Genomic DNA, 20077 nt, shown 5'->3' on the forward strand with positions numbered 1-20077 from the left:
CCGGTAGTCTGCCTCTGAGCGGCAGGCCCGGGGGCGAGGCCGCGGAGCGGGGGTCTCATGAACGCGTCGGATCCGATCGGGATCGTCGTGATCGCCGGTCTCGCGGTGGTCGCGCCGATCCTCGCCGGTGTCATCGGCCGGGTGGCCAAGGTGCCGTTGGTGGTCTTCGAGATCCTGCTCGGCGTGCTCGTCGGCCCGAGCATCCTCGGCTGGGTGCCGGTGAGCCCGTTCACCGACGCGCTCGCCAACTTCGGGCTCGCGATGCTCTTCTTCATGGCCGGCAACGAGATCGACTTCGCGGCCATCAAGGGGCGGCCGTTGCGGCGAGCCGCGCTCGGCTGGCTGATCTCGCTCGTCGGCGGGGTCGTCATCGGCATCCTCCTGGCGCCCACCATCGAGGCCGGGGTCTTCATCGGCATCGCGCTGACCTCGACCGCGCTCGGCACGATCATGCCGATGCTGCGGGATGCGGGCGAGCTGACGACCCCGTTCGGCCGGGCCGTCACCGCGGTCGGCGCCGCGGGGGAGTTCGGGCCGCTGCTGGCGATCTCGATCTTCCTGAGCGGCCGCGACCCGGGAGCCGCCACGGTCGTGCTGATCGGCTTCGCGGTGATCGCGGGGCTCGGCATCCTGCTGGCCTCGCGCGGGCCGCACCGACGGCTGCACGCGCTCGTCACGGCGACCCTGCACACCAGCGGGCAGTTCGCGGTGCGGCTGGTGCTGCTGATCGTGGCCGCGCTCGTCTGCCTCAGCATCGCGCTCGGGCTCGACATGCTGCTCGGGGCGTTCGCCGCCGGCATCCTGTTCCGGGTGCTGCTGTCGGGCGCGGATGCACGGGGCCACGAGGTGATCGAGGCCAAGCTCGAGGCGGTCGCCTTCGGGTTCCTCGTGCCGATCTTCTTCCTCTACACAGGCGTGACCTTCGATCTGCACTCCCTGCTCACGGCGCCGAACGCGATGCTGCTGCTCCCGGTGTTCCTGGTGCTGCTGCTGATCGTGCGGGGGCTGCCCGGGCTGCTCGCGGCCCCGCCGGGATCGAGCGGGAACGACCGGGTGGCGATCGGGCTGTTCAGTGCCACCGGGCTGCCGATCATCGTCGCGGTCACCGCGATCGGGCTGGACGAGCACATCCTCGAGCCGGGGACGGCCGCGGCGCTGGTCGGGGCGGGGATGCTGTCGGTGCTGCTGTTCCCGCTGATCGCGCTCTGGCGGCGGAAGGCGAGTCTCGGCGGGCAGCTGCGGCCGCCGGATGAGGGTGTGCTGGTTCCCGAGGAGGGTTAGGCCGGCGGGAGGGCGGCGATCGCCTCGATCTCGATCAGCGCCTCGGGGCGGCCGAGGCCGACGACCCGGAGCATCGACACCGCCGTCGGGACGTCGCCCCAGACCTCGCGGGACGCGCCGAACGCGGCCATCAGGTCGGCCGACTCGACGATCATGATCGTCATCTTCGCCACGTCCGTCTTCTCGCCGCCCGCCGCCTCGAGCACGGCGATCAGGTTGCGCAGCGCGGTGCGGGTCTGCTCGGCGATGTCGCCGGTGATCGCGCCGTCCGGGCCGACGCCGTTCTGGCCGCCGATGTAGAGCGTGCGGCCGGCCTCGGCGATCGTGCCCTGCGAGTAGGCCGGGTGGCCCGGGATGCCGGGCGGGTTGATGTGGGTGATGGGCATGGTCGCGATCCTTCCGTCGTCGCCGGTGTCGTGCATCCGGTTGTCGTGGTCTCGTGCAGTCCGGTGTCGTGCATCCGGGGGTGCGTCCAGTGTCGCGCCGGGGGTGCCGGAGGGGAAGGGCCCGGGTGTGCCAGGGTGGGGGCATGGAGAACGCCGCCCTCGCCCCTCAGGATATCGAGCCCGCCGACCTCGCCCACCTCGAGCGGGCGATCGCGCTCGCCCAGGCGGCCCGCGACCGCGGCGACCACCCGTTCGGCGCCGTGCTGGTGACCGCGGAGGGTGTGGTGGTCGAGGCCATGAACACCGTGAACACCGGGCACAACCCGATCGGGCACGCCGAGACGAACCTCGTCTACGACTCCGGGCAGCAGCTCGAGGTCGCACAGCTGGCCGGCAGCACGCTGTTCACGAGCACCGAGCCGTGCGCGATGTGCACCGGGGCGATCTACTGGGCCGGGATCCCGCGGGTGGTGTTCGCGCTCTCCGAGGCCGACCTCGGAGCCATGGTCACCGAGCAGTCGGGGGTGCCGACGCTGGCGCTGCCGAGCCGCGAGGTGCTGGCGCACGGCGGCCGGGTCGTCGAGGTCGTGGGGCCGGTCGCGCTGCCGGCGGCGACCGAGGTGCACCTGGAGTTCTGGGACTAGGGCGTCCGCAGGGCGCGCGGGTCGGCGACGCCGTCGCGCACCTGGGTCCACGACCCGCCCTCGGCCATGTGCTCCACGCCGATCAGGTGGTCGAAGACGATGTTCGTCTGGGTCGAGGCGACCGAGTTGTCCATGCTGAGCTCGCTCGCCACGAAGTCGCGCAGCTGCCCGGTCGAGGTGCAGGCGACGTGGATGAGGAAGTCGTCCGCGCCGCCGAGGAAGAAGACGTTCAGCACATTCGGCAGGGTGATCACGCGCTGCGCGTAGGTCTTGATCTCGGCCCGGGCCTGCGCCTTCAGCCGCACCGCGACGATCGCCTCGATCGGCAGGCCGAGGGAGGCCCAGTCGGGCTGCGCGTGGAACGAGCGGAGCACGCCCTTCTCGAGCAGGGCGCGCACCCGCACCAGGCAGGTCGACGCGGCGATGCCCACGCGCTCGGCCAGCTCCTTGTTCGGCAGTCGCGCCTCGCGGCAGAGCTCCCAGACGATCCGTTCGTCGATCTCGTCGATTCCCTCCACGGGGACCTTCCCTCTCCTCTGCCGAACGCATCCGCTCAATAGTGGCATGCGACCGAATCATATTCGGTACTGATGACAGGATGACGAATCGCCTCGATAATCGTTGTCGAGGCGGCGCACAGGCCTCATCGGCAAAGGAGACGGTCGCGTGATCATCGGTGTTCCCAAGGAGATCAAGAACAACGAGTTCCGGGTGGCGATGACGCCGTCCGGAGTGTTCGAACTGGTGAAGCACGGGCACACCGTGCTGGTCGAGGCTGGCGCGGGGGCGGGAGCCGCCATCACCGACGCGGAGTATGCGGCGGCCGGCGCATCCGTCACCGATGTCGACGCGGTCTGGGCCGCGGAGATGATCGTCAAGGTCAAGGAGCCGATCGCGCCGGAGTACGGGCGGATGCGCGAGGGCCAGCTGATCTTCACCTACCTCCACCTCGCCGCGGCCGAGCCGCTCGTGCAGGCGCTGCTCGACTCGCGCGCCACCGCGATCGCCTACGAGACCGTGCAGCTGCCGGATCGCACGCTGCCGCTGCTCGCTCCGATGTCCGAGGTGGCCGGCCGCCTCTCGGTGATGGTCGGCAGCTACCACCTGATGGGTTCGCAGGGCGGCCGCGGGGTGCTGCTCGGCGGGGTGCCCGGGGTCAGGCCCGCCAAGGTGACCGTGATCGGCGGCGGGATGGCGGGCGAGAACGCGGTGCAGCAGGCGGTCGCCGCCGGGGCCGACGTCACGGTGCTCGACCTCAGCATCCCGCGCCTGCGGCACATCGACGAGGTCTTCGCAGGCCGGGTGAAGACCGTCGTCTCGAACGCCTTCGAGGTCGAGCGGTCGGTGCTCGAGGCCGACCTCGTGATCGGCGCCGTGCTCGTGCCCGGTGCCGCCGCGCCGAAGCTCGTGACGCACGACCTCGTGCTGCGGATGAAGCCCGGTTCGGTGCTCGTGGACATCGCGATCGACCAGGGCGGCTGCTTCGAGGACTCGCGGCCGACCACGCACGACGACCCCACCTACCGGGTGGGCGACGCCATCTTCTACTGTGTCGCGAACATGCCGGGCGCGGTCTCGTCGACCTCGACCGCGGCGCTGACGAACGCGACGCTGCCGTATGTCGTGAAGCTCGCCGACCTGGGCTGGCGAGCCGCGACCGCGCGGGACGAGGCGCTGGCGCTGGGGGTCTCGACGGTCGACGGGCGGCTGACGCACCGGGCGACGGCGGATGCCTTCCCGCACTTCGGGTACACGCCGCTGGAGGAGGTCGTGGGAGCCGGGGCCGAGGCGGTCGGGGTGGCGCGCGGCTGATCCGGCTCAGCTCAGCAGGCCGCGCAGGTCGTCGGCCGTGAGCTGCTGCGAGAACAGCTCGTCGTCGTCGAACACGGCGTCGAAGAGCTTGGCCTTCTGCTCCTTGAGCGCCATCACCTTCTCCTCGATGGTCTCGGACGCGACCAGGCGGTAGACCGTGACGGGCCGCACCTGGCCGATGCGGTGCGTGCGGTCGATGGCCTGGGCCTCGCTCGCCGGGTTCCACCACGGGTCGAGCAGGTAGACGTAGTCGGCCTCGGTGAGCGTGAGCCCGAAGCCGCCGGCCTTCAGGCTGATCAGGAACACCGGGGCCTCGCCGCCGCGGAACCGGTCGATCACGGCCGGCCGGTCGCGCGTCGAGCCGTCGAGGTACTCGAACGCGATGCCCTCGGTCTCGAGGCGGTCGGCGACCTTCTTCAGGTAGCTCGTGAACTGGCTGAAGACCAGGCAGCGGTGGCCCTCGGCGATCACCTCGGTCAACTGCTCGACGAGGGCGTCGAGCTTCGATGAGGGGATACCGGCGTGCGCGTCGTCGATCAGCGACGCATCCAGACTCAGCATCCTGAGCAGGGTCAGCGAGCGGAACACGATGAAGCGATTGCGGTCGAGGTCGTCGATCAGGCCGAACAGCTTCTGCCGCTCACGCTGCAGCACGGTGTCGTAGAGGCGTCGGTGGGCCGGGGCGAGCGCGACCGGCAGCACCTGCTCCTGCTTCTCGGGCAGCTCGGGTGCGACCGACTCCTTGGTGCGGCGGAGGAGGAACGGGCGGATGCGGCGGCGCAACCGGGGGAGCAGACGCGGGTCGATGCCCCGCTCGATCGGCCGCTGGTACTTCTCGGCGAAGCGCGTGGCCGAGGGGAAGAGGCCCGGTGCGGCGAGGTCGAAGAGCGACCACAGTTCCATCAGGTTGTTCTCGAGCGGGGTGCCGGTGATCGCCAGGGTGAAGTCGACGTCGAGGTCGCGGGCCGCCCGGTGGAGCTTCGAGGTGTGGTTCTTGACGAACTGCGCCTCGTCGAGGATGAGGCCCGACCAGGCGAGGGCGCGGTAGGCCTCGTTGTCGAGGCGGAAGAGGGCGTAGCTCGTCACGATCACGTCGGCACCCGCGGCGAGGCCGGCGAGGTCGGTGGCGGTGCTGCCGACCGTCTTCACCACGAGCCCCGGGGTGAAGCGGGCGGCCTCGGTCGCCCAGGTGCCGACGACGGAGGTGGGGGCGACGACCAGGAACGGGGGCGCGGAACGCTCGCCGGAGACCGCGGGCGTCGAGGTGGGGCTGCCGGGCTGCGTGGCTGCGGCTGATGTGGGCGGGCCGGGGCGGGCATCCGGATGCGCGCGGGCGTGGGCGAGGAGGGCGAGGGTCTGAAGGGTCTTGCCGAGCCCCATGTCGTCGGCGAGTACGCCGCCCAGGCGATGGCGCCAGAGGAAGGCGAGCCAGTCGAAGCCGGCCTTCTGGTAGGGGCGGAGCACCGCATCCAGACCGGTGGGGAGCTCGGTCGAGGGGACGGTGTCGACGCCCTTCAGGGCCTCGGCCGCGGCACGCCAGGCGGCGACGGCCGGACTCTCAGCGCCTTCTGCCCCCTCGGCGCCCTCGGCCGCCAGATCGTCGAGGTCGGCGAAGAAGCTCACCTGGTGGCGGCTGAGGCGGAGGCCGGTCTCCCACTCGTCGAGGGTCCCGGCCTCTTCGAGCAGGTCGCGCAGCCGGTCGAACGCGGGATGCGCGAGCGACAGGTAGGTCTTGTCGACCATGAGTAGGCGGCTCTCGCCCTTCGCGAGCGCCTTGAACAGGGGGCCGAACGGGATGCGGTACCCGTTCATGTTCACCACGATGCCGAGGTCGAACCAGTCGCGCTTGAGGGTCTCGACGGGTGTGATCGTGATGTCCGGATGCCCGGTGAGCTCGCGGTAGGCCGGTCGCGGGCCGATCACCTCGACGCGCACGTCGGGCCGGGCGCCGAGCATCGGGAGGGCCTTCTCGGCGAACGCGGCGGTCGCGATGCCACGGAGGACGAGCGTGGGGGCGAGCAGGTCGATGCCCGGGGGGAAGCGGGTCAGCACCGCGTCGAGCTCGATGGCGACCTCGGCCAGGATGCGGCACTCGGCGTCGGGGTCGCGATGGCCCACCCAGTCCCAGTCGAGCTGCAGCACGTCGTCGGCGCGGAAGCGCGCGGTGAGGGCGAGTACGGGCGGGGGGACCTCGGGGAAGGTGACCGACGCATCCGGACTCGTCAGCTCGACGCCCTGGCGGAGCGTGGGGAAGTACTCGTCGAAGAACTGCGCGGTCTCGGCCGCGGGGACGAGCACCGGGTCGGTGCCGAGGAGGTTCTGCTGCTCGGTGGTGAGGGGTGCGGCGGCGGTGGGTGCGAGGACGATGTCGGCGTGCGGGGGCGGGGACTTGGGGGTGATCGTGCCTGTGCCTGTGCCTGTGCCTGTGCCTGTGCCTTTGCTTGTGCCAGCGCCGCGGGCGGAGAGCGTGTAGGCGTAGATGCCGTGGTCGCCGACCGCGCCGGCGTCGCGAGCGGGGCGCGGGGGGTCGTCCGCATCCTGAGTGAACTCGACCATCGGGGCGAGGAGGACGCCGGCGTCTCGCCGGGTCGCCTGCAGTGCGACGACCGCGGACCGGGCGAGGGTCACGGAGCCGCTGCGACCCGAGGGCACGAGCTCGATGCCGAGCCGCTGCGCCTCGGCCAGCAGCTGCCAGAGCAGGGGGCTGGTGAAGTCGTCGAGCGAGATCCAGTCGGTCTCGGGTGCCGTGAGGCCGGGCCGGCCGGCGCGGTGCAGGGCGGCGAACTGGGCGAACCAGCGGTGGTGGGCGGGGTCGAGGTTGAGGCGGTTGAGCTGGTGGGTGAAGGAGCCCCAGGTGACGTCGGCCTTGACGAAGGCTCCGGATGCGCTGCGGATCACGGGGCGCACCGCGAGGCGCCGCGGGCCGCGCGGGGGTGTCGGGGCCTCTGCGTCGGCGTGTGCGTCTGCTTCTGCTTCTGCGTCTGCCTCTGGGGCGTCGGGCCGCGCGGTGGCCGACGTGGGGCCGCGCCACCGGTCGTGGGTGCGCGGAGTGAGCTCGCGCACCTCGAACTGAAGGCCCATGGCGGTGGTCGGCTCGGACTCCGCCGCCGAGGGCGCGGAGAGCCCACCCAGCACCGACTGCCAGCTCCGCGGGGGCGGGGCGGGCGGGGTGGACGACATGCCTCCATCGTCTCATCGACCCCGGACACCGAGCCTGGTTTTGACAGCCCCGAACCGCATGCTAGGCTCTGTTGTTCGTGCGGTGTTGCACTGCACTTGCGCCCTTAGCTCAGCTGGATAGAGCGTCTGACTACGGATCAGAAGGCCAGGGGTTCGAATCCCTTAGGGCGCACCAATAACTCCCCCGACATCTCCGGATGCCGGGGGAGTTCTTTTTCTCCCCGACTTCTTCTCGACGTGACGAGCTGGACCAGGACTCCTTAGCTTTGAGGTGCTGCCGACCAGTTCAGTATCGGTCTGGGGTATTACCAACCCCTCTGCTCCCTGCTCAAGCACGGGCGCATCCCACGGCGGGCGAGCATGCGCGAATGAGGGCTATTGATAATTACTGATATATCCTCAATCTGTGACCCTATCCAAACGGCGGAATCCCCGATGCACGAGGCGCGGAGAATGGGACAACACTGTCGCTCTGCCGGGGTTGCCGTATCTCGGTGTCCTTTTCGCGGCTCTCCGGGGGCGACTCCGAGACAGCCTCGCCGGTAGGTGTCATCCTTGCGAAAACGGTTGCGGAAGGTCAGTCGATCCTTCATGGCGCTTCTGCAGTCAGGAGTGCGCACAGGAATTTTCCGGATTGACGGCGTGGTGAGCGTACGAGTCGCTCGCCGGTCTGAGTAGCTCCGATGCAGTCGCGAACAACTTGGGAGAGTGATCCGAAAGCAATTCATGGGCGGAGGTGGGCCGCCACGTTGACGACGTGGCCGGCGAGGTCGCGGACAAAGAAGCGGCGGATGCCCCAGACCTCGTCGCGGAGGCCGCGCACGATCGGCCATCCCTCCTCTTCAGCGCGGGCGAACGCGCGGTCGGCGTCGTCGACCTCGATCGAGATGTCGACCTCGAGCAGCTCGGGATCGAGCGCCGTGGGACTCGGCCAGATCACGATCACCTGGGTCGTGGGGGTGCTGCGGGAGACGAACAGGAGCATGCCGTCCTGCTCCATCGACACCCGCATCCCGAGCAGGCCCTCGTAGAACGACCGCGCCGCGGCCGGGTCGTCGCCGTGCACCACCGGGATCGCCCGGCGCACGTCCAACCCCTCGCTCATCTCCCCTCGCCTGCTTCGGCCTCTGGTTCGATCAGAGGTCGTCGATGTCGGGGTCGGGGTTGTCGGGGTGCTCGTCGGCGCCGGGCGCGGGGTCGGGGCCGTTCTGGTAGCCGGTCTCGGCGGGGTCGGGGTCGACCGCCGCGGACTCCGTGGACTGGTCGGCCGCGGGGACGTCGGGGTCGTCGGGAGCGAGGTTCGCATCGGGGTCACTGACCGAGCGGCCGGAACCGGAATCGGCGCTGGAACCGGAATCGCCGCCCGCGCCTTCCGTGGCCGGAGTACCGGCGTCTCCGCGCGCTCGGCCGTCGGCGCCGGAGGCCGAGTCGGTCTCGGGGAAGGAGTAGTCGTATTCGTCCATGTTGGGATCCATTTCGCGTTCGCCGGACATCTCGGCTCCGATCTGCTCCACTCCGACCGGCCTCGCCGGCGGCGCGGCTCCGGTGCCTGACTCCATGGTGCGCTCCCGGCGCCCATCCGCACAGCCTCTCGGCCGAAATCGGCCGGACGAGGCGCGCGCTGAGCCGACTCGGGAAAGAAGTTCGAAAAAAATCCGACAGGGTGCATCCGGATGGCCCGTTCCGCCGGAAGTGGGGGTGTAAGACGTTTTCCCGCTGCTCTTCGGAGCTGATCAGGAGGTACTCATGCGCAAGACCCTCATCGCCGGCATCGCCGCCGGCGCCCTCATCGCGGTCGCCACCGCCATCCCCGCGTCGGCCGCCGACGGCGACGCCAAGCTCTCGGTGCTCCACGCCGTCCCGGGCCTCACCGTCGACGTCTACGTCAACAACGCCCTCACCCTCGACGACTTCACCCCCGGCACCCTCGCCGGCCCACTGGAGCTCCCGGCGGGCACCTACACGGTCGCCATCACCGCGGCCGACGCCGCCGACGCGAGCGCCCCGGCCATCGGGCCCATCGACCTGACGCTGGCAGCCGGAGGCAACTACACCGCCGTGGCCCACCTCGACCCGGCTGGCAAGCCCACCGCGACGCTCTACACCAACGACACCTCGACGTTGGCCGCCGGCCAGGGGCGCCTCACGGTGCGCCATGACGCCGCGGCCCCCGCGGTCGACGTGCTCGCCGGCGGAGCCGCCGTGATCTCGAACCTGTCCAACCCGGGCGAGCAGTCGCTGACCCTCCCGGCCGGCACCGTCTCGGCCTCGGTCGCGGCCACCGGCACCACGGCGCCCGTCATCGGCCCGGCCGATGTCACGGTCGCCGAGGGCACCAACACGATCGTCTACGCCTGGGGCAGCCTCGAGGCGGGCAACCTCGCGCTCGCCACGCAGACCATCGACGGCCTGCACTCGAACCCGGGCGGAGTCCCGGCCGGTGAAGCGGGCCTGGTCGCCACCAACCGCCCCGCCGACGCCGCACCCCTGTGGGCCGGAGCCGCGATCATCCTGCTGATCGGCGCCGCGTTCGGTGGCCTTCGCCTCCGCCGCCTCGCCTCGGCCAAGGCGGACCGCTGATCCGGTCACCCCGCCCCATCCGTCCCCGGCCGGGATCCCTCACCCGAGGATCCCGGCCGGGGGCTCCCGAGCGCACGGCCGGGGCCCCTGCAGCCCCGGCCGTGTCCGGCATCGCGCTCGCCGCAGCGACCCTCCTGCTCCTCGCCGGCTGCGCGGGAGGGGCGGATGCGGGGCAGGCGGCCGGTTCGAACAGCACGCCGACCGTCACCGCGACCGAGACCCCCACTCCCACGCCGACCCCCGCATCCGGAACCGGGGCCGCAGCAGCCCCGGTCATTCCCGACGTGCCGCGCACCGACGCTTCGATCGGCGCCGCCGCGGCCGCCCCCACGGTCGTGCCGGTGCGGGTGGAGGTGCCCGACCTCGGCGTCGACGTCTCGGTCGCCCCCGAGGGCACGGATGCGGACGGGGCCCTGGCCCTGCCCTCGGACCCGGGGATCGCATCCTGGTACCGGTTCGGGCCGTCGCCGTGGAGCGCCGCGGGCAGCACCGTGATCGCCTCACACGTCGACTCGCTCGAGTACGGCATCGGCCAGTTCGCCCGGCTCACGGATGCCGCACCGGGCACCGTCGTGCTCGTCACGGCCGAGGACGGACGGGTCGAGCGCTTCGTCGTGCAGACCGTCGACGTCGAGGCCAAGAACGGCATCGACTGGGCCACCGTCTTCGACCGCACCGGGCCGCCCCGGCTCTCCCTGATCACCTGCGGCGGCGAGTTCGACTACTCGACTGGTCACTACCTCAGCAACGTCATCGTGACCGCTGTCCCGGACGCGTGAGAGGAGCCCGCCGCTATGCTCGACCCAGCGGTCGACCCCCGTACGAGACGCACACCCGAACCGGTGCGCCGCGGCGGTGGGCCGAGCAGGAGGCGGCACGCTGACGTGAACGACGATCCGATGGACGAGACCGCGATCGCCGACGCCTTCGCGGCCGGCGACGAGGCCGGGCTGGCCGCGGCCTACACGCGCTGGTCGGCGCTCGTGCACACACTCGCCCTGCGGTCGCTCGGCGACCACGGCGAGGCCGAGGACGTGACGCAGAAGGTGTTCGTGGCGGCCTGGCGCAGTCGGCACCGCTACGACTCCTCGAAGTCACGGCTCGGCGCGTGGCTGGTCGGCATAACGCGGCACTGCATCGCCGACGCGCACGAGGCGCGCAGCCGGGTGCGGCGGGCCGAGGAGGCGCACGCCGCCGATCGGCCGGTGGCCGTGATGGACCACTCCGACGAGCTCGTCGAGCGGCTCACCATGGCAGAGGAGCTCGATCGCCTCGAACCCGTGCCCCGCGATGTCATGAGACTCGCGTTCTACTCCGACCTGACGCACACCGAGATCGCCGATGATCTGGGGTTGCCGCTCGGTACGGTGAAAAGTCATATCCGCCGAAGTCTGGTCCGGCTACGAACACGTTTGGAGGTGAACGATGACGCATATTGACGACGAGGCCCTGGCGCTGATCGCGCTCGGCGACCTGACACCGGATGACGGCGAGCGCGCCCATCTGGCCGCGTGCGCGCTCTGCACCGAGGAGCTGGCGGCCCTGACCCGCACGGTCGGGGTCGGCCGCGCGGCCGAGGGGATCGAATTCGTGGCCCCGCCGGCCGAGGTGTGGTCGCGTATCCGCTCGGAGCTGCGGCTGGGGGACGAGGATGCTGCGGGTGAGCCGGCTGCGCCCGCTGTGCCCGCTGAGCCCGTCGCGCCCGCTGTTCCCGTCGATGACTCGCCTGGTGCCGCTCCTGTCGCCGGCCCCGCCCCCGTCATCGACCTCGATGCCGAGCGGCCGCGCCGACGACGCCCGCGGCCCCGCTTCGTGATCCTGGTCGCCGCATCCGCTCTGCTGTTCGGTCTGGTCGCCGGTGCGGGCATCGGCGTCTGGGTGCAGACGAGCCGGCAGGCGGATGCGGGGGTCGTGCTCGCGGGCGCGGACCTCTCGCCGTTCCCGGACTGGCCGGATGCCCGGGGCAGCGCGGTGATCGAGGAGAACTCCGAGGGCGTCCGCCAACTGGTGGTCGACGTGGATGCGGCGACGAGCGCCGGCCCCTCGGTGGACGGTCTGCGCGAGGTGTGGCTGATCCGGAGCGACGGGACCGCGCTCGTGAGCGTCGGCTACCTCGAGGGCTCGGAGGGGCGCTTCGACGTGCCGGAGGGGATCGACCTGACCCAGTACTCGCTCGTCGACATCTCTGCCGAGACCGACGACGGCGACCCGGGGCACTCGGGCAACTCGATCATCCGCGGCGAGCTGCACCCGATCTGAGTTGCGGATGAACGGGGCTGCAGCTGGTCTGGGCTGCGGCTGGACTGGGCTGCGGCCGGTCAGCGCTCGAGGGGCCGCAGCACCTCCGCGGTGACCGGGAAGGGCACCGAGTAGTAGATCTGCGTGGCCGTCATGTCGCCCCAGTCGTCCTTCTTGACCCGGATCGTGCTGGGCGTCGCCTCGGCGATCCGCACCCGAAGCCACGACCCGTCGTCGAGCCGCAGCTCGTAGGGGTCGGCGAGGTAGCCCAGGCCGAGCGCGTCGAGCGTCTCCTCGGCGGTCAGCCAGTCGACCGGATCGGTGCGCGGCCGTCCGAGGAGATCGATCGCGACGAACCCGTCGCCGTCGGGTTCCATCCATCCCACCCGTTCGCCGTCGTCGGCGCGCCGGTGCTCGATCCAGTCCGCTCGCATGCGCCAAGGGTACCGGGGGCCGTGCGTCACGGGCCGGGCGGGGCGGGGTGGGTCGATCGGTCGTCGCGTCAGACGGCGTCGACGTAGAACCAGCGGCCGTCGGTGCGGAGAAAGCGGCTGAGTTCGTGCTGCTCGCCGGCCGGGCCACCGGGCGTCTTGTAGCGCGCGGTGAACTCGACGGTGCCCTCGCGCTCGCCGAGGCCGCCGCCGGTGCGGGAGAGGATGTCGAGTCGGTACCAGCGCATGCCGTCGTCGAGCTCGAGCGCGGCCGGCCGGGTCGACGGATGCCAGGTGCGCAGCAGGTAGTCGGCGTCGCCGATCGCGAACGCCGAGTAGCGCGACCGCATCAGGCGTTCGGCGGTGGGGGCCTCAGCGATTCCGCGGTGCAACGGGCCGCAGCACGCGCCGTAGGTCTCGCCGCTCAGGCAGGGGCAGCGGGCGCCGTCGTCCAGGGGAGCCGTGGTCATCCTCCAATTATCGGTGGGCCTCGATCGGGATGCCCGTCGTCCGGCACAGCCCGAGCCGGACGTAGGGTTCTGGGGTGGACGGATCGACAGTGACGGATGGCTCGACTGCAGCGGGGACGGCGATGACGGCGGGGAAAGCGGCGACGGCGGACGCGGTGACGGCGGAAGCCGTGACGGTCCGCGGGGTGCGGATCGCCTACGAGACCGCGGGGGATCCGCGGAACCCGGCCGTGATGCTCGTGCACGGGTTCGCGTCGAACCGCTCGGCCAACTGGGTGCGCGCGCGGTGGACCGGGCCGCTCACCGACGCCGGCTTCTTCGTGATCGCGCCCGATCTGCGCGGCCACGGCGAGAGCGACCGGCCGCGCCGGCTGAGCGAGTACGCGCTCGCGCGGTTCCGCGACGACCTGCTCGCGGTGCTCGACGACCAGGGCGTGGGGGCGGCGCACCTGATCGGCTACTCGCTCGGCGCGCGACTGGTCTGGGATCTCGCGGTGCGGCATCCCGACCGCGTGCGCTCGCTGGTGCTGGGCGCCCCCGCGGTCACCGGGTCCTTCGCGGGCTTCGACCTCGCCGCGGCCCGGGCGGCCCTAGCGGTCGAGGCGCCCGGCGTGGGCCGGGGCGGCGAGGCGGATGCTGTGACGGCTCGGTACGTCGCCATGATGCGCGGGGTGGCCGGGAACGATCCGCATGCGCTGGCGCGGCTCGCGGAGGCGCAGCGGCGGGCGGGGTTCCGGCCGCGGGCGGCGATCCCGCGGCAGCCGATGCTGTTCGCGGCGGGGACGGAGGATCCGCTGGCGCCGGCCGTGGAGGAGCTCGCCGCCGAGCTGCCGCACGCGTCCTTCGTCGCCCTGCCGGGCCGCAACCACGTGACCGCGGTGACCTCGCGCGAGTTCAAGGCGGCGGTCGTGGAGTTCCTGACGGCGCTCGACTGAGCCCCGCCGCCGGGCGCCCTGGCCGCCAAGTCCCCGCGCCGTCGGCCGCTCACGCCGTCCACCGGTCGCGCGGTCCGACGGTCACGCCGTCGGACGGTCGCGCCTCAGGCCGGTCACATCGGCGGGCGCCGGGCCGGTGGCGGGTCAGGCCGGGGTGGCCTCGACCGCCAGGCCGCTCGCCCGGAAGCGCGTGCGCTCGGCGGTGAGGAAGGCGACCAGGCGCTCGTCGGTCTCGCGGATGTGACGCTCGATCAGCGCGGCCGCACCCTCCGCATCCCCTGCCAGGAGCGCGTCGAGCACGGCCCGGTGCTCGACCCAGGCGCGCTCGCTCGACTCCGGCGTGCGCACCTCGAGGTAGCGCGTGCGGGCGAGCCGGGTCATCGCGCCCTGGATCGCCTCGGTCATCGGGGCGTTTCCCGAGAGCGCCGCCAGCTCGACGTGGAACCGGCTGCCCGCCTCGAGCGCGGCCGGGGCCGACGACTCCTCTCGCGGGGCAGTGGATGGCCGCATCCGGTCAAGCTGCTGCGAGAGACCGGTCAGCGCGATCGCTGCCGAGCCTACGAGCTCCGCCTCCGCCTGCACGACCGAACCTGCCGACTCGGCCTCCGCACTCAGCCGCGCAGCGGCCAGGCGGACGGCCGCCGGCTCGAGGGCGGCCCGAAGCTCGGCGAGCGCGTGGACCTCGGCGATGTCGATCGGCGAGACCCGCCAGCCGCGACCCTCGCGCCGCACCAGCCCTTCACCCTCGAGCCGGGCCAGCGCCGCCCTGACCGGAGTGCGTGACGCACCGAAAGCGGCCTCGATCCCGCGCTCGGTCAGCCGTTCGCCCGGCAGGAGTTCCAGCGTGAGCACAGCGGTTCGGAGCCGCTCGAACACCTGCGCGGCCCCGGAGGGGGAGGAGAGCTCGGTCATCGCCGTCCGTTCTTGGTATCCCAAAGTGGTGTACCGTCACTCTAACGTGCTGGCATCCCGCAGAGGCTCCGCCGCGCGCACCGACCCACGAAGGAGACACCGTGTCCGGCCCCCGCCGTCCCGACCGCGCGCCCATGCCCCACGCCGCCCGGGCCTGGCGCGTGCTCGCCCTCGGCCTCGGCGCGCAGATCTCCGGCACGGTCTTCGTGAGCACCCCCGCCTTCCTCATCCCGCTCCTGCACGCCGAACGCGGCCTCAGCCTCGCCGAGGCCGGGCTGCTCTCGGCCGCTCCCTCGGTCGGCCTGGTCCTGACCCTGATCGCCTGGGGTGCGCTCGCCGACCGCATCGGCGAACGCTGGGTGATCGCGGGCGGGATGGCGCTGACCGCGCTCGCCGCGGCCGGGGCGATGCTCGCGGGCGGGTACGTCGCGCTGGGGTTCTTCCTGCTGCTCGGCGGCGCCGCATCCGCCAGCACGAACGCCGCGAGCGGGCGGGTCGTCGTGGGCTGGTTCCCGAAGGATCGCCGCGGACTCGCGATGGGCATCCGTCAGATGGCCCAGCCGCTCGGCGTCACGATCGCGGCCCTCGTCGTGCCCGGGGTCGCCGCGACGGCCGGGATCGCCGCCGCCCTGCTCGTGCCGTTCGTGCTCACCGCCGTGTTCGCGGTGGCCTGCGCGATCGGCATCGTGAACCCGCCGCGGGCGACGCCCGCTGCCCAGGCCCAACGACAAGCACAAGCACAAGCACACCAGGCCCAGACCCCCGGCGCACCGGTGCTGAAGCCCGTCTCCGCCAACCCCTACCGCTCCAGCAGCTTCCTCTGGCGCATCCACGCCGTCTCGGTGCTGCTCGTCGTGCCCCAGTTCACCCTCTCGACCTTCGGCCTGGTCTGGCTGATCACCCAGGTCGGCCTCGACCCGCTGCTCGCCGGCGTGATCGTCGGGGTCGCGCAGTTCGTGGGCGCTCTCGGCCGTATCGCGGTGGGCGTCTGGAGCGACCGGATGGGCAGCCGCGTGCGCCCCCTCGCCATCGTGGCCGTGCTCGCGGCGGCCGTCATGCTCCTGCTGGCCGGAACGGGGGCGCTGCCCGAGCCGGGGTTCGCGATCGCCGCCGCGATCGTGTTCGTCGTCGCGACCACCGTCTCGGTCGCCGACAACGGGCTCGCCTTCACCTCCGTGGCCGAGGTCGCCGGATCCGCCTGGGCGGGCCGGGCGCTCGGTGCGCAGAACACGGCGCAGTTCCTCGCCGCAGCGATCGTGGGCCCCGGGGTCGGCGCCCTGATCGGACTGATCGGCTACCCGGCCGCCTTCGCCGTGGTCGCACTGTTCCCGGTCGCTGCGACCCCGCTCATCCCGCGGCCGTCGGCCGAGCTCGATCGTCTCTGACCCGCAGCAGGTGCTGGATCGGCCCGGTGAGGGCCACCGCGAACAGCGCGAACAGCCCGACGGCGGGGAAGATCAGTGCGATCAGCAGGGCCAGCGCCATCAGGGCGAGCGCGATGAGCGCCGGCCGCATCCGCACCGTCCCCCGGATCTCCTCCCGCTGAAGCTGCGGGTGTCGCACGATGATCCATTGCAGCCAGGCGCTGGTGAAACTGGTCAGCACCATCGTGCCGATGTAGAGCAGCGAGGTCGTCGCCGACGAACCGCCGTCGGTCGCGATCAGCTCGGTCGGGAAGGGGAGGAACACGATCGTCAGCAGCCACGCGAGGTTCACCCACATCAGGCCCGGCGTGTAGTCCTGGATGTTCTCGAAGATGCGGTGATGGGCCAGCCAGAACCGTCCGATCACCGCGAAGCTGATGACGAAGACGAGCAGCTTCGAGCTGTCCTGCTCGAGCAGCTGGACGACCGAGATCTCGCTGAGCTCGGTGGCCGTCTCGACCAGCGGCAGGATCAGCAGAGTGATCGCGATCGCCACCACCGCGTCGCTGAAATTGACGAGCCGATCGAAGCCCCGCTCGGTGTGCATGGTCCATTATCCCGATGGATGCGCCGGGCCCGGGAATACCCGCCCGGTCCGGCGGGTTGGAGAAGCGTAAACTTATTTCACAGGGGGTAACTATCATCAGCGCCAACGACACCTGGCTGAGCGAAGCCGAACGCGAGCGCCTGCGGAAGCCCGTGAACCAGCGGGCCGTCGTGTTCGCCCTGGCCTTCACCGGTCTGGTGGCCGCGTTCATGATGACGCTGCTGACCCCGCTCGTGCCCGAACTGCCCCAGATCCTGGGCGTCTCGGCCGAGGACTCGCAGTGGGCCGTGACCGTGACGCTGCTCGCCGCAGCGGTCGCCACGCCCATCACCGGCCGCCTCGGCGACCTCTATGGCAAGCGCCGGATGGTGCTGGTCGTGCTCGCCCTGGTCGTCGTCGGCTCGGTCGTCGCGTTCTTCGCGACCTCGCTCATCCCCCTGATCATCGGGCGCGGGCTGCAGGGTGCCGGCATCGGCGTGATCCCGCTCGGTATCAGCATCCTGCGCGACGTGCTGCACCGCGACAAGCTCGGCGGCGGTGTGGCCCTGGTCAGCGCCACGCTCGGCGTCGGCGGCGCTGTCGGTCTTCCGGTCGCCGCCCTGATCTCGCAGTACCTCGACTGGCACTTCCTGTTCGTGCTCTCCGGCGCGCTCGCGCTGATCGGCCTCGTCCTCGTCTGGCGCCTGATCCCGGTCAGCACCCTCCGGAGCGAGGGCCGCTTCGACTTCCTCGGCGCGATCGGGCTCGGCATCGGGCTCACGGCCATCCTGCTCGCCGTCTCGAAGGGCAACAGCTGGGGCTGGGGCAGCCCCGTCACCCTCGGGTCGCTCGCGGCCGGCGTGGTCGTGCTCGTGCTCTGGGGCGTGTTCGAGCTGCGCATCCCGAGCCCGCTGATCGACCTGCGGGTCGCGGCGCGCCGCACGGTGCTGCTGACGAACCTCGCCTCGGTGACGGTCGGCTTCGCCTTCTTCGCCAGCACCGTCGTGCTGCCGCAGCTGCTCGAGGCCCCGACCGGGACCGGGGTCGGGCTCGGGCAGCCGATGCTCGTCGCGAGCCTGTGTCTCGTGCCCAGCGGCCTGGTGATGTGGGCGATGTCCCCCGTCGCCTCGCGCCTGACCCGCGCTCGCGGTGCCCGGACGAGCCTGCTCCTCGGCATCGCGATCATCGCCGTGGGCTACGTGCTCGCCCTGTTCCTGATGAGCGAGGTCTGGCACACGGTGGTGATCGCCACGGCGATCGGCTTCGGCGTGGGCTTCGCGTACGCGGCCATGCCGACGCTGATCATGGCCGCCGTACCGGCGTCCGAGACGGCCGCCTCGAACGGTCTCAACTCCGTCATGCGCACCCTCGGGTCGACCGTCGCGAGTGCGGTGCTGGGCGTCGTCCTCTCGGCCAACCTGGTCACGGCGAACGGTGTCACCACGCCGAGCGCCTCGGGATTCCAGACCGCTTTCGTCATCTCGGCCGTCGCCGCGGTGGTCGGCGTGCTCTGCGCCGTGTTCCTGCCCAAGCACCACACCCGGTACGACCGCGCGAGCATCCCGGATGCCGACGATGTCGTCGCGGTCCCGGCCTCCGAGACGGTCAAACCCGCTGTGTAGCCGGCGGTCGACTTCCGAGTAATACTCCGGCCCTCCGTCGAATTGTCCTGCCGACGCGGCTGCTTCACGGTAGCCTTCGAAGCACCTTGGAGCATCCAACGAGAGGGGACGTCCGATGACAGACCAGAACCAGCCGCCCGTGAACGGCCAGCCGACACCGCCGCCTGCGCCCGCCGCACCGCAGTACCAGGCGGCACCGCCCGCCCAGGGCTACGCCGCACCCGGGCCCGTGCCCGGCAAGACGCTCGGCATCGTGGGCCTCATCCTGGCGTTCCTCGCGCCGGTGATCGGCCTCATCCTGAGCATCGTCGCGAAGGTGCAGTCGCGGAAGGCGGGTGTCCCGAACGGCATCGCCACCGCCGGCATCATCGTCGGCGCGATCCTGACCGTGATCGGGATCATCATCGTGATCATCTCGATCGTCGCCGCATCCGCGCTCGTCAGCCAGTGCGCCGACCTCGGCCCCGGTGAGCACATCATCGACGGCGTCCGCTACACCTGCGGCTACTGATCCGTCGCCCGTCCGTCGCGTGACACCACGCGACGACCCGGCGATCGAGAGCCCCGTCCGCCCCTCGAGGGCAGGCGGGGCTCTCGTCATCCCTGGACGCGGAACGGCGGGGCCGAACTAGAGTTGGAGAGACGCTCCACCCGAACCGCCCGCTCGCAGAAAGCCGCCATCGCATGTCAGCTCGCATCTACAACGACGTCACCGAACTCGTCGGGCGCACCCCGCTCGTGCGAATCAACAAGCTCGCCGAGGGCATCGACGCCACCGTGCTCGGCAAGCTCGAGTTCTACAACCCCGCGAACAGCGTGAAAGACCGGATCGGCGTCGCCATCGTCGACGCTGCCGAGAAGTCCGGCGCCCTGCAGCCCGGCGGCACGATCGTCGAGGGCACGAGCGGCAACACGGGCATCGCGCTCGCCATGGTCGGCGCCGCCCGCGGCTACCGCGTGGTGATCACGATGCCGGAGACCGCTTCGACCGAGCGCCGCGTCGTGATGCGCGCGTACGGCGCCGAGATCGTGCTCACCCCGGGTGCCGAGGGCATCCGCGGGGCGCTCGCGAAGGCGACCGAGATCGTCGACTCGACCCCGAACTCGATCCTGGCCCGCCAGTTCGAGAACGAGGCGAACCCCGCGGTGCACCGTGCGACCACGGCCGAGGAGATCTGGGACGACACGGACGGCGCCGTCGACATCTTCGTCGCCGGCATCGGCACCGGAGGCACCATCACCGGCGTCGGCCAGGTGCTGAAGGAGCGCAAGCCCGGCGTGCAGATCGTCGGCGTCGAGCCGCTGGACTCGCCGCTGCTGACCCAGGGCACCGCCGGGCCGCACAAGATCCAGGGCATCGGCGCGAACATCGTGCCCCCGATCCTCGACCGCACGGTCTACGACGAGATCGTCGACGTGAGCCTGGACGACGCGATCCGGGTCGGCCGCGAGCTGGCGAGCGAGGAGGGCATCATGGCGGGCATCTCCTCCGGTGCGATCATGTACGCCGCCCTCGAGGTCGCGAAGCGCCCCGAGAACGCGGGCAAGACGGTCGTGGCCGTGGTGTGCGACCTGGGTGAGCGCTACATCTCGACCCCGCTCTGGGCCGGCTACGGCGACTGACCGGGCATCCGGA

General features: G+C 71.5%; 21 protein-coding genes and 1 tRNA gene. 13 read left to right on the top strand and 9 right to left on the bottom strand.

From position 1 onward, the window contains the following. The first annotated feature begins 57 nt into the window (after window positions 1-57). Window positions 58-1281 carry a cation:proton antiporter gene (locus HSO01S_RS16900; protein ID WP_066043510.1) on the top strand — a complete coding sequence of 408 codons (1224 nt, stop codon included), beginning with the start codon at window positions 58-60 and terminating at the stop codon, window positions 1279-1281. Here HSO01S_RS16900 and HSO01S_RS16905 read toward each other — a convergent pair. After that, window positions 1278-1667, bottom strand: coding sequence for a RidA family protein (locus HSO01S_RS16905; RefSeq protein WP_066043676.1), 390 nt, complete (start codon window positions 1665-1667; stop codon window positions 1278-1280). The genes HSO01S_RS16900 and HSO01S_RS16905 overlap by 4 nt on opposite strands. Window positions 1668-1810: 143 nt before the next feature. Here HSO01S_RS16905 and HSO01S_RS16910 point away from each other — a divergent pair, with 143 nt between their 5' ends. Then, window positions 1811-2311 carry a nucleoside deaminase gene (locus tag HSO01S_RS16910; protein WP_066043513.1) on the top strand — a complete coding sequence of 167 codons (501 nt, stop codon included), beginning with the start codon at window positions 1811-1813 and terminating at the stop codon, window positions 2309-2311. Here HSO01S_RS16910 and HSO01S_RS16915 read toward each other — a convergent pair. Further along, window positions 2308-2829, bottom strand: a complete 522-nt coding sequence (locus HSO01S_RS16915) for an Lrp/AsnC family transcriptional regulator (RefSeq protein ID WP_245636047.1) — start codon at window positions 2827-2829, stop codon at window positions 2308-2310. The two genes, HSO01S_RS16910 and HSO01S_RS16915, sit on opposite strands and share 4 nt — an antisense overlap. 148 nt (window positions 2830-2977) lie before the next feature. Between HSO01S_RS16915 and ald the strand changes: the two genes are divergently transcribed. Next, window positions 2978-4123: an alanine dehydrogenase gene (ald, locus tag HSO01S_RS16920; RefSeq protein WP_066043519.1), complete on the top strand. Its 1146-nt coding sequence runs from the start codon at window positions 2978-2980 to the stop codon at window positions 4121-4123. 6 nt (window positions 4124-4129) lie between these two features. On the opposite strand, the gene HSO01S_RS16925 is transcribed toward ald, so the two are convergent. After that, window positions 4130-7303 carry a DEAD/DEAH box helicase gene (locus HSO01S_RS16925; protein WP_066043522.1) on the bottom strand — a complete coding sequence of 1058 codons (3174 nt, stop codon included), beginning with the start codon at window positions 7301-7303 and terminating at the stop codon, window positions 4130-4132. Between the two features lie 98 nt (window positions 7304-7401). Between HSO01S_RS16925 and HSO01S_RS16930 the strand changes: the two genes are divergently transcribed. Then, window positions 7402-7478 (top strand) — tRNA-Arg (locus tag HSO01S_RS16930). A 549-nt stretch (window positions 7479-8027) separates the two neighbouring features. On the opposite strand, the gene HSO01S_RS16935 is transcribed toward HSO01S_RS16930, so the two are convergent. Continuing rightward, on the bottom strand, window positions 8028-8408 hold the full coding sequence (locus HSO01S_RS16935) for a VOC family protein (RefSeq protein ID WP_066043525.1): 381 nt from the start codon (window positions 8406-8408) through the stop codon (window positions 8028-8030). Window positions 8409-8439: 31 nt separating this feature from the next. Further along, window positions 8440-8766 (bottom strand): hypothetical protein, encoded by a 327-nt coding sequence (locus tag HSO01S_RS18890; protein WP_157079138.1) that lies wholly within the window; start codon window positions 8764-8766, stop codon window positions 8440-8442. Window positions 8767-9049: 283 nt separating this feature from the next. Between HSO01S_RS18890 and HSO01S_RS16945 the strand changes: the two genes are divergently transcribed. The 4 genes from HSO01S_RS16945 to HSO01S_RS16960 all read left to right on the top strand — a co-directional run bounded on the left by HSO01S_RS16945 (window position 9050) and on the right by HSO01S_RS16960 (window position 12142). Continuing rightward, complete coding sequence (locus tag HSO01S_RS16945) at window positions 9050-9883, top strand: DUF4397 domain-containing protein (RefSeq protein WP_066043531.1); 834 nt, start codon at window positions 9050-9052, stop codon at window positions 9881-9883. 101 nt (window positions 9884-9984) lie between these two features. Beyond that, window positions 9985-10662 (top strand): class F sortase, encoded by a 678-nt coding sequence (locus HSO01S_RS16950; protein ID WP_066043532.1) that lies wholly within the window; start codon window positions 9985-9987, stop codon window positions 10660-10662. Between the two features lie 105 nt (window positions 10663-10767). Beyond that, window positions 10768-11322 (top strand): RNA polymerase sigma factor, encoded by a 555-nt coding sequence (locus HSO01S_RS16955; protein ID WP_306306987.1) that lies wholly within the window; start codon window positions 10768-10770, stop codon window positions 11320-11322. Next, entirely contained in the window at window positions 11309-12142 is an 834-nt protein-coding gene (locus HSO01S_RS16960) for an anti-sigma factor (protein ID WP_066043539.1), read from the top strand. The genes HSO01S_RS16955 and HSO01S_RS16960 overlap by 14 nt, the downstream gene beginning before the upstream one ends. A gap of 59 nt (window positions 12143-12201) precedes the next feature. Here the strand turns inward: HSO01S_RS16960 and HSO01S_RS16965 are convergent, their stop codons facing one another. Together HSO01S_RS16965 and HSO01S_RS16970 are read right to left on the bottom strand one after the other, a co-directional pair. After that, window positions 12202-12555, bottom strand: a complete 354-nt coding sequence (locus HSO01S_RS16965) for a hypothetical protein (RefSeq protein WP_066043542.1) — start codon at window positions 12553-12555, stop codon at window positions 12202-12204. Between the two features lie 68 nt (window positions 12556-12623). Continuing rightward, window positions 12624-13022, bottom strand: coding sequence for a YchJ family protein (locus HSO01S_RS16970; protein WP_066043545.1), 399 nt, complete (start codon window positions 13020-13022; stop codon window positions 12624-12626). A 74-nt stretch (window positions 13023-13096) separates the two neighbouring features. Here HSO01S_RS16970 and HSO01S_RS16975 point away from each other — a divergent pair, with 74 nt between their 5' ends. Then, window positions 13097-13957: an alpha/beta fold hydrolase gene (locus tag HSO01S_RS16975; RefSeq protein WP_157079139.1), complete on the top strand. Its 861-nt coding sequence runs from the start codon at window positions 13097-13099 to the stop codon at window positions 13955-13957. Between the two features lie 144 nt (window positions 13958-14101). Here the strand turns inward: HSO01S_RS16975 and HSO01S_RS16980 are convergent, their stop codons facing one another. Next, on the bottom strand, window positions 14102-14869 hold the full coding sequence (locus HSO01S_RS16980) for a GntR family transcriptional regulator (RefSeq protein WP_066043552.1): 768 nt from the start codon (window positions 14867-14869) through the stop codon (window positions 14102-14104). A 134-nt stretch (window positions 14870-15003) separates the two neighbouring features. Between HSO01S_RS16980 and HSO01S_RS16985 the strand changes: the two genes are divergently transcribed. Continuing rightward, a complete protein-coding gene (locus HSO01S_RS16985) occupies window positions 15004-16254 on the top strand; it encodes an MFS transporter (protein ID WP_066043679.1) in 1251 nt (416 codons plus the stop codon). Here the strand turns inward: HSO01S_RS16985 and HSO01S_RS16990 are convergent. Continuing rightward, on the bottom strand, window positions 16217-16840 hold the full coding sequence (locus HSO01S_RS16990) for a TMEM175 family protein (protein ID WP_066043555.1): 624 nt from the start codon (window positions 16838-16840) through the stop codon (window positions 16217-16219). The genes HSO01S_RS16985 and HSO01S_RS16990 overlap by 38 nt on opposite strands. Window positions 16841-16992: 152 nt before the next feature. Between HSO01S_RS16990 and HSO01S_RS16995 the strand changes: the two genes are divergently transcribed. The 3 genes from HSO01S_RS16995 (at window position 16993) to cysK (ending at window position 20064) form a co-directional block, all read left to right on the top strand. Then, entirely contained in the window at window positions 16993-18441 is a 1449-nt protein-coding gene (locus HSO01S_RS16995) for an MFS transporter (protein ID WP_245636048.1), read from the top strand. Between the two features lie 115 nt (window positions 18442-18556). Beyond that, window positions 18557-18952: a DUF4190 domain-containing protein gene (locus HSO01S_RS17000; protein WP_066043558.1), complete on the top strand. Its 396-nt coding sequence runs from the start codon at window positions 18557-18559 to the stop codon at window positions 18950-18952. Between the two features lie 173 nt (window positions 18953-19125). Continuing rightward, window positions 19126-20064, top strand: coding sequence for a cysteine synthase A (gene cysK / locus HSO01S_RS17005; protein ID WP_066043560.1), 939 nt, complete (start codon window positions 19126-19128; stop codon window positions 20062-20064). Window positions 20065-20077 lie beyond the last annotated feature (13 nt).

The organism is Herbiconiux solani NBRC 106740, from assembly GCF_001571005.1.
In the GTDB taxonomy this organism is placed as follows: Bacteria; Actinomycetota; Actinomycetes; order Actinomycetales; family Microbacteriaceae; genus Herbiconiux; species Herbiconiux solani.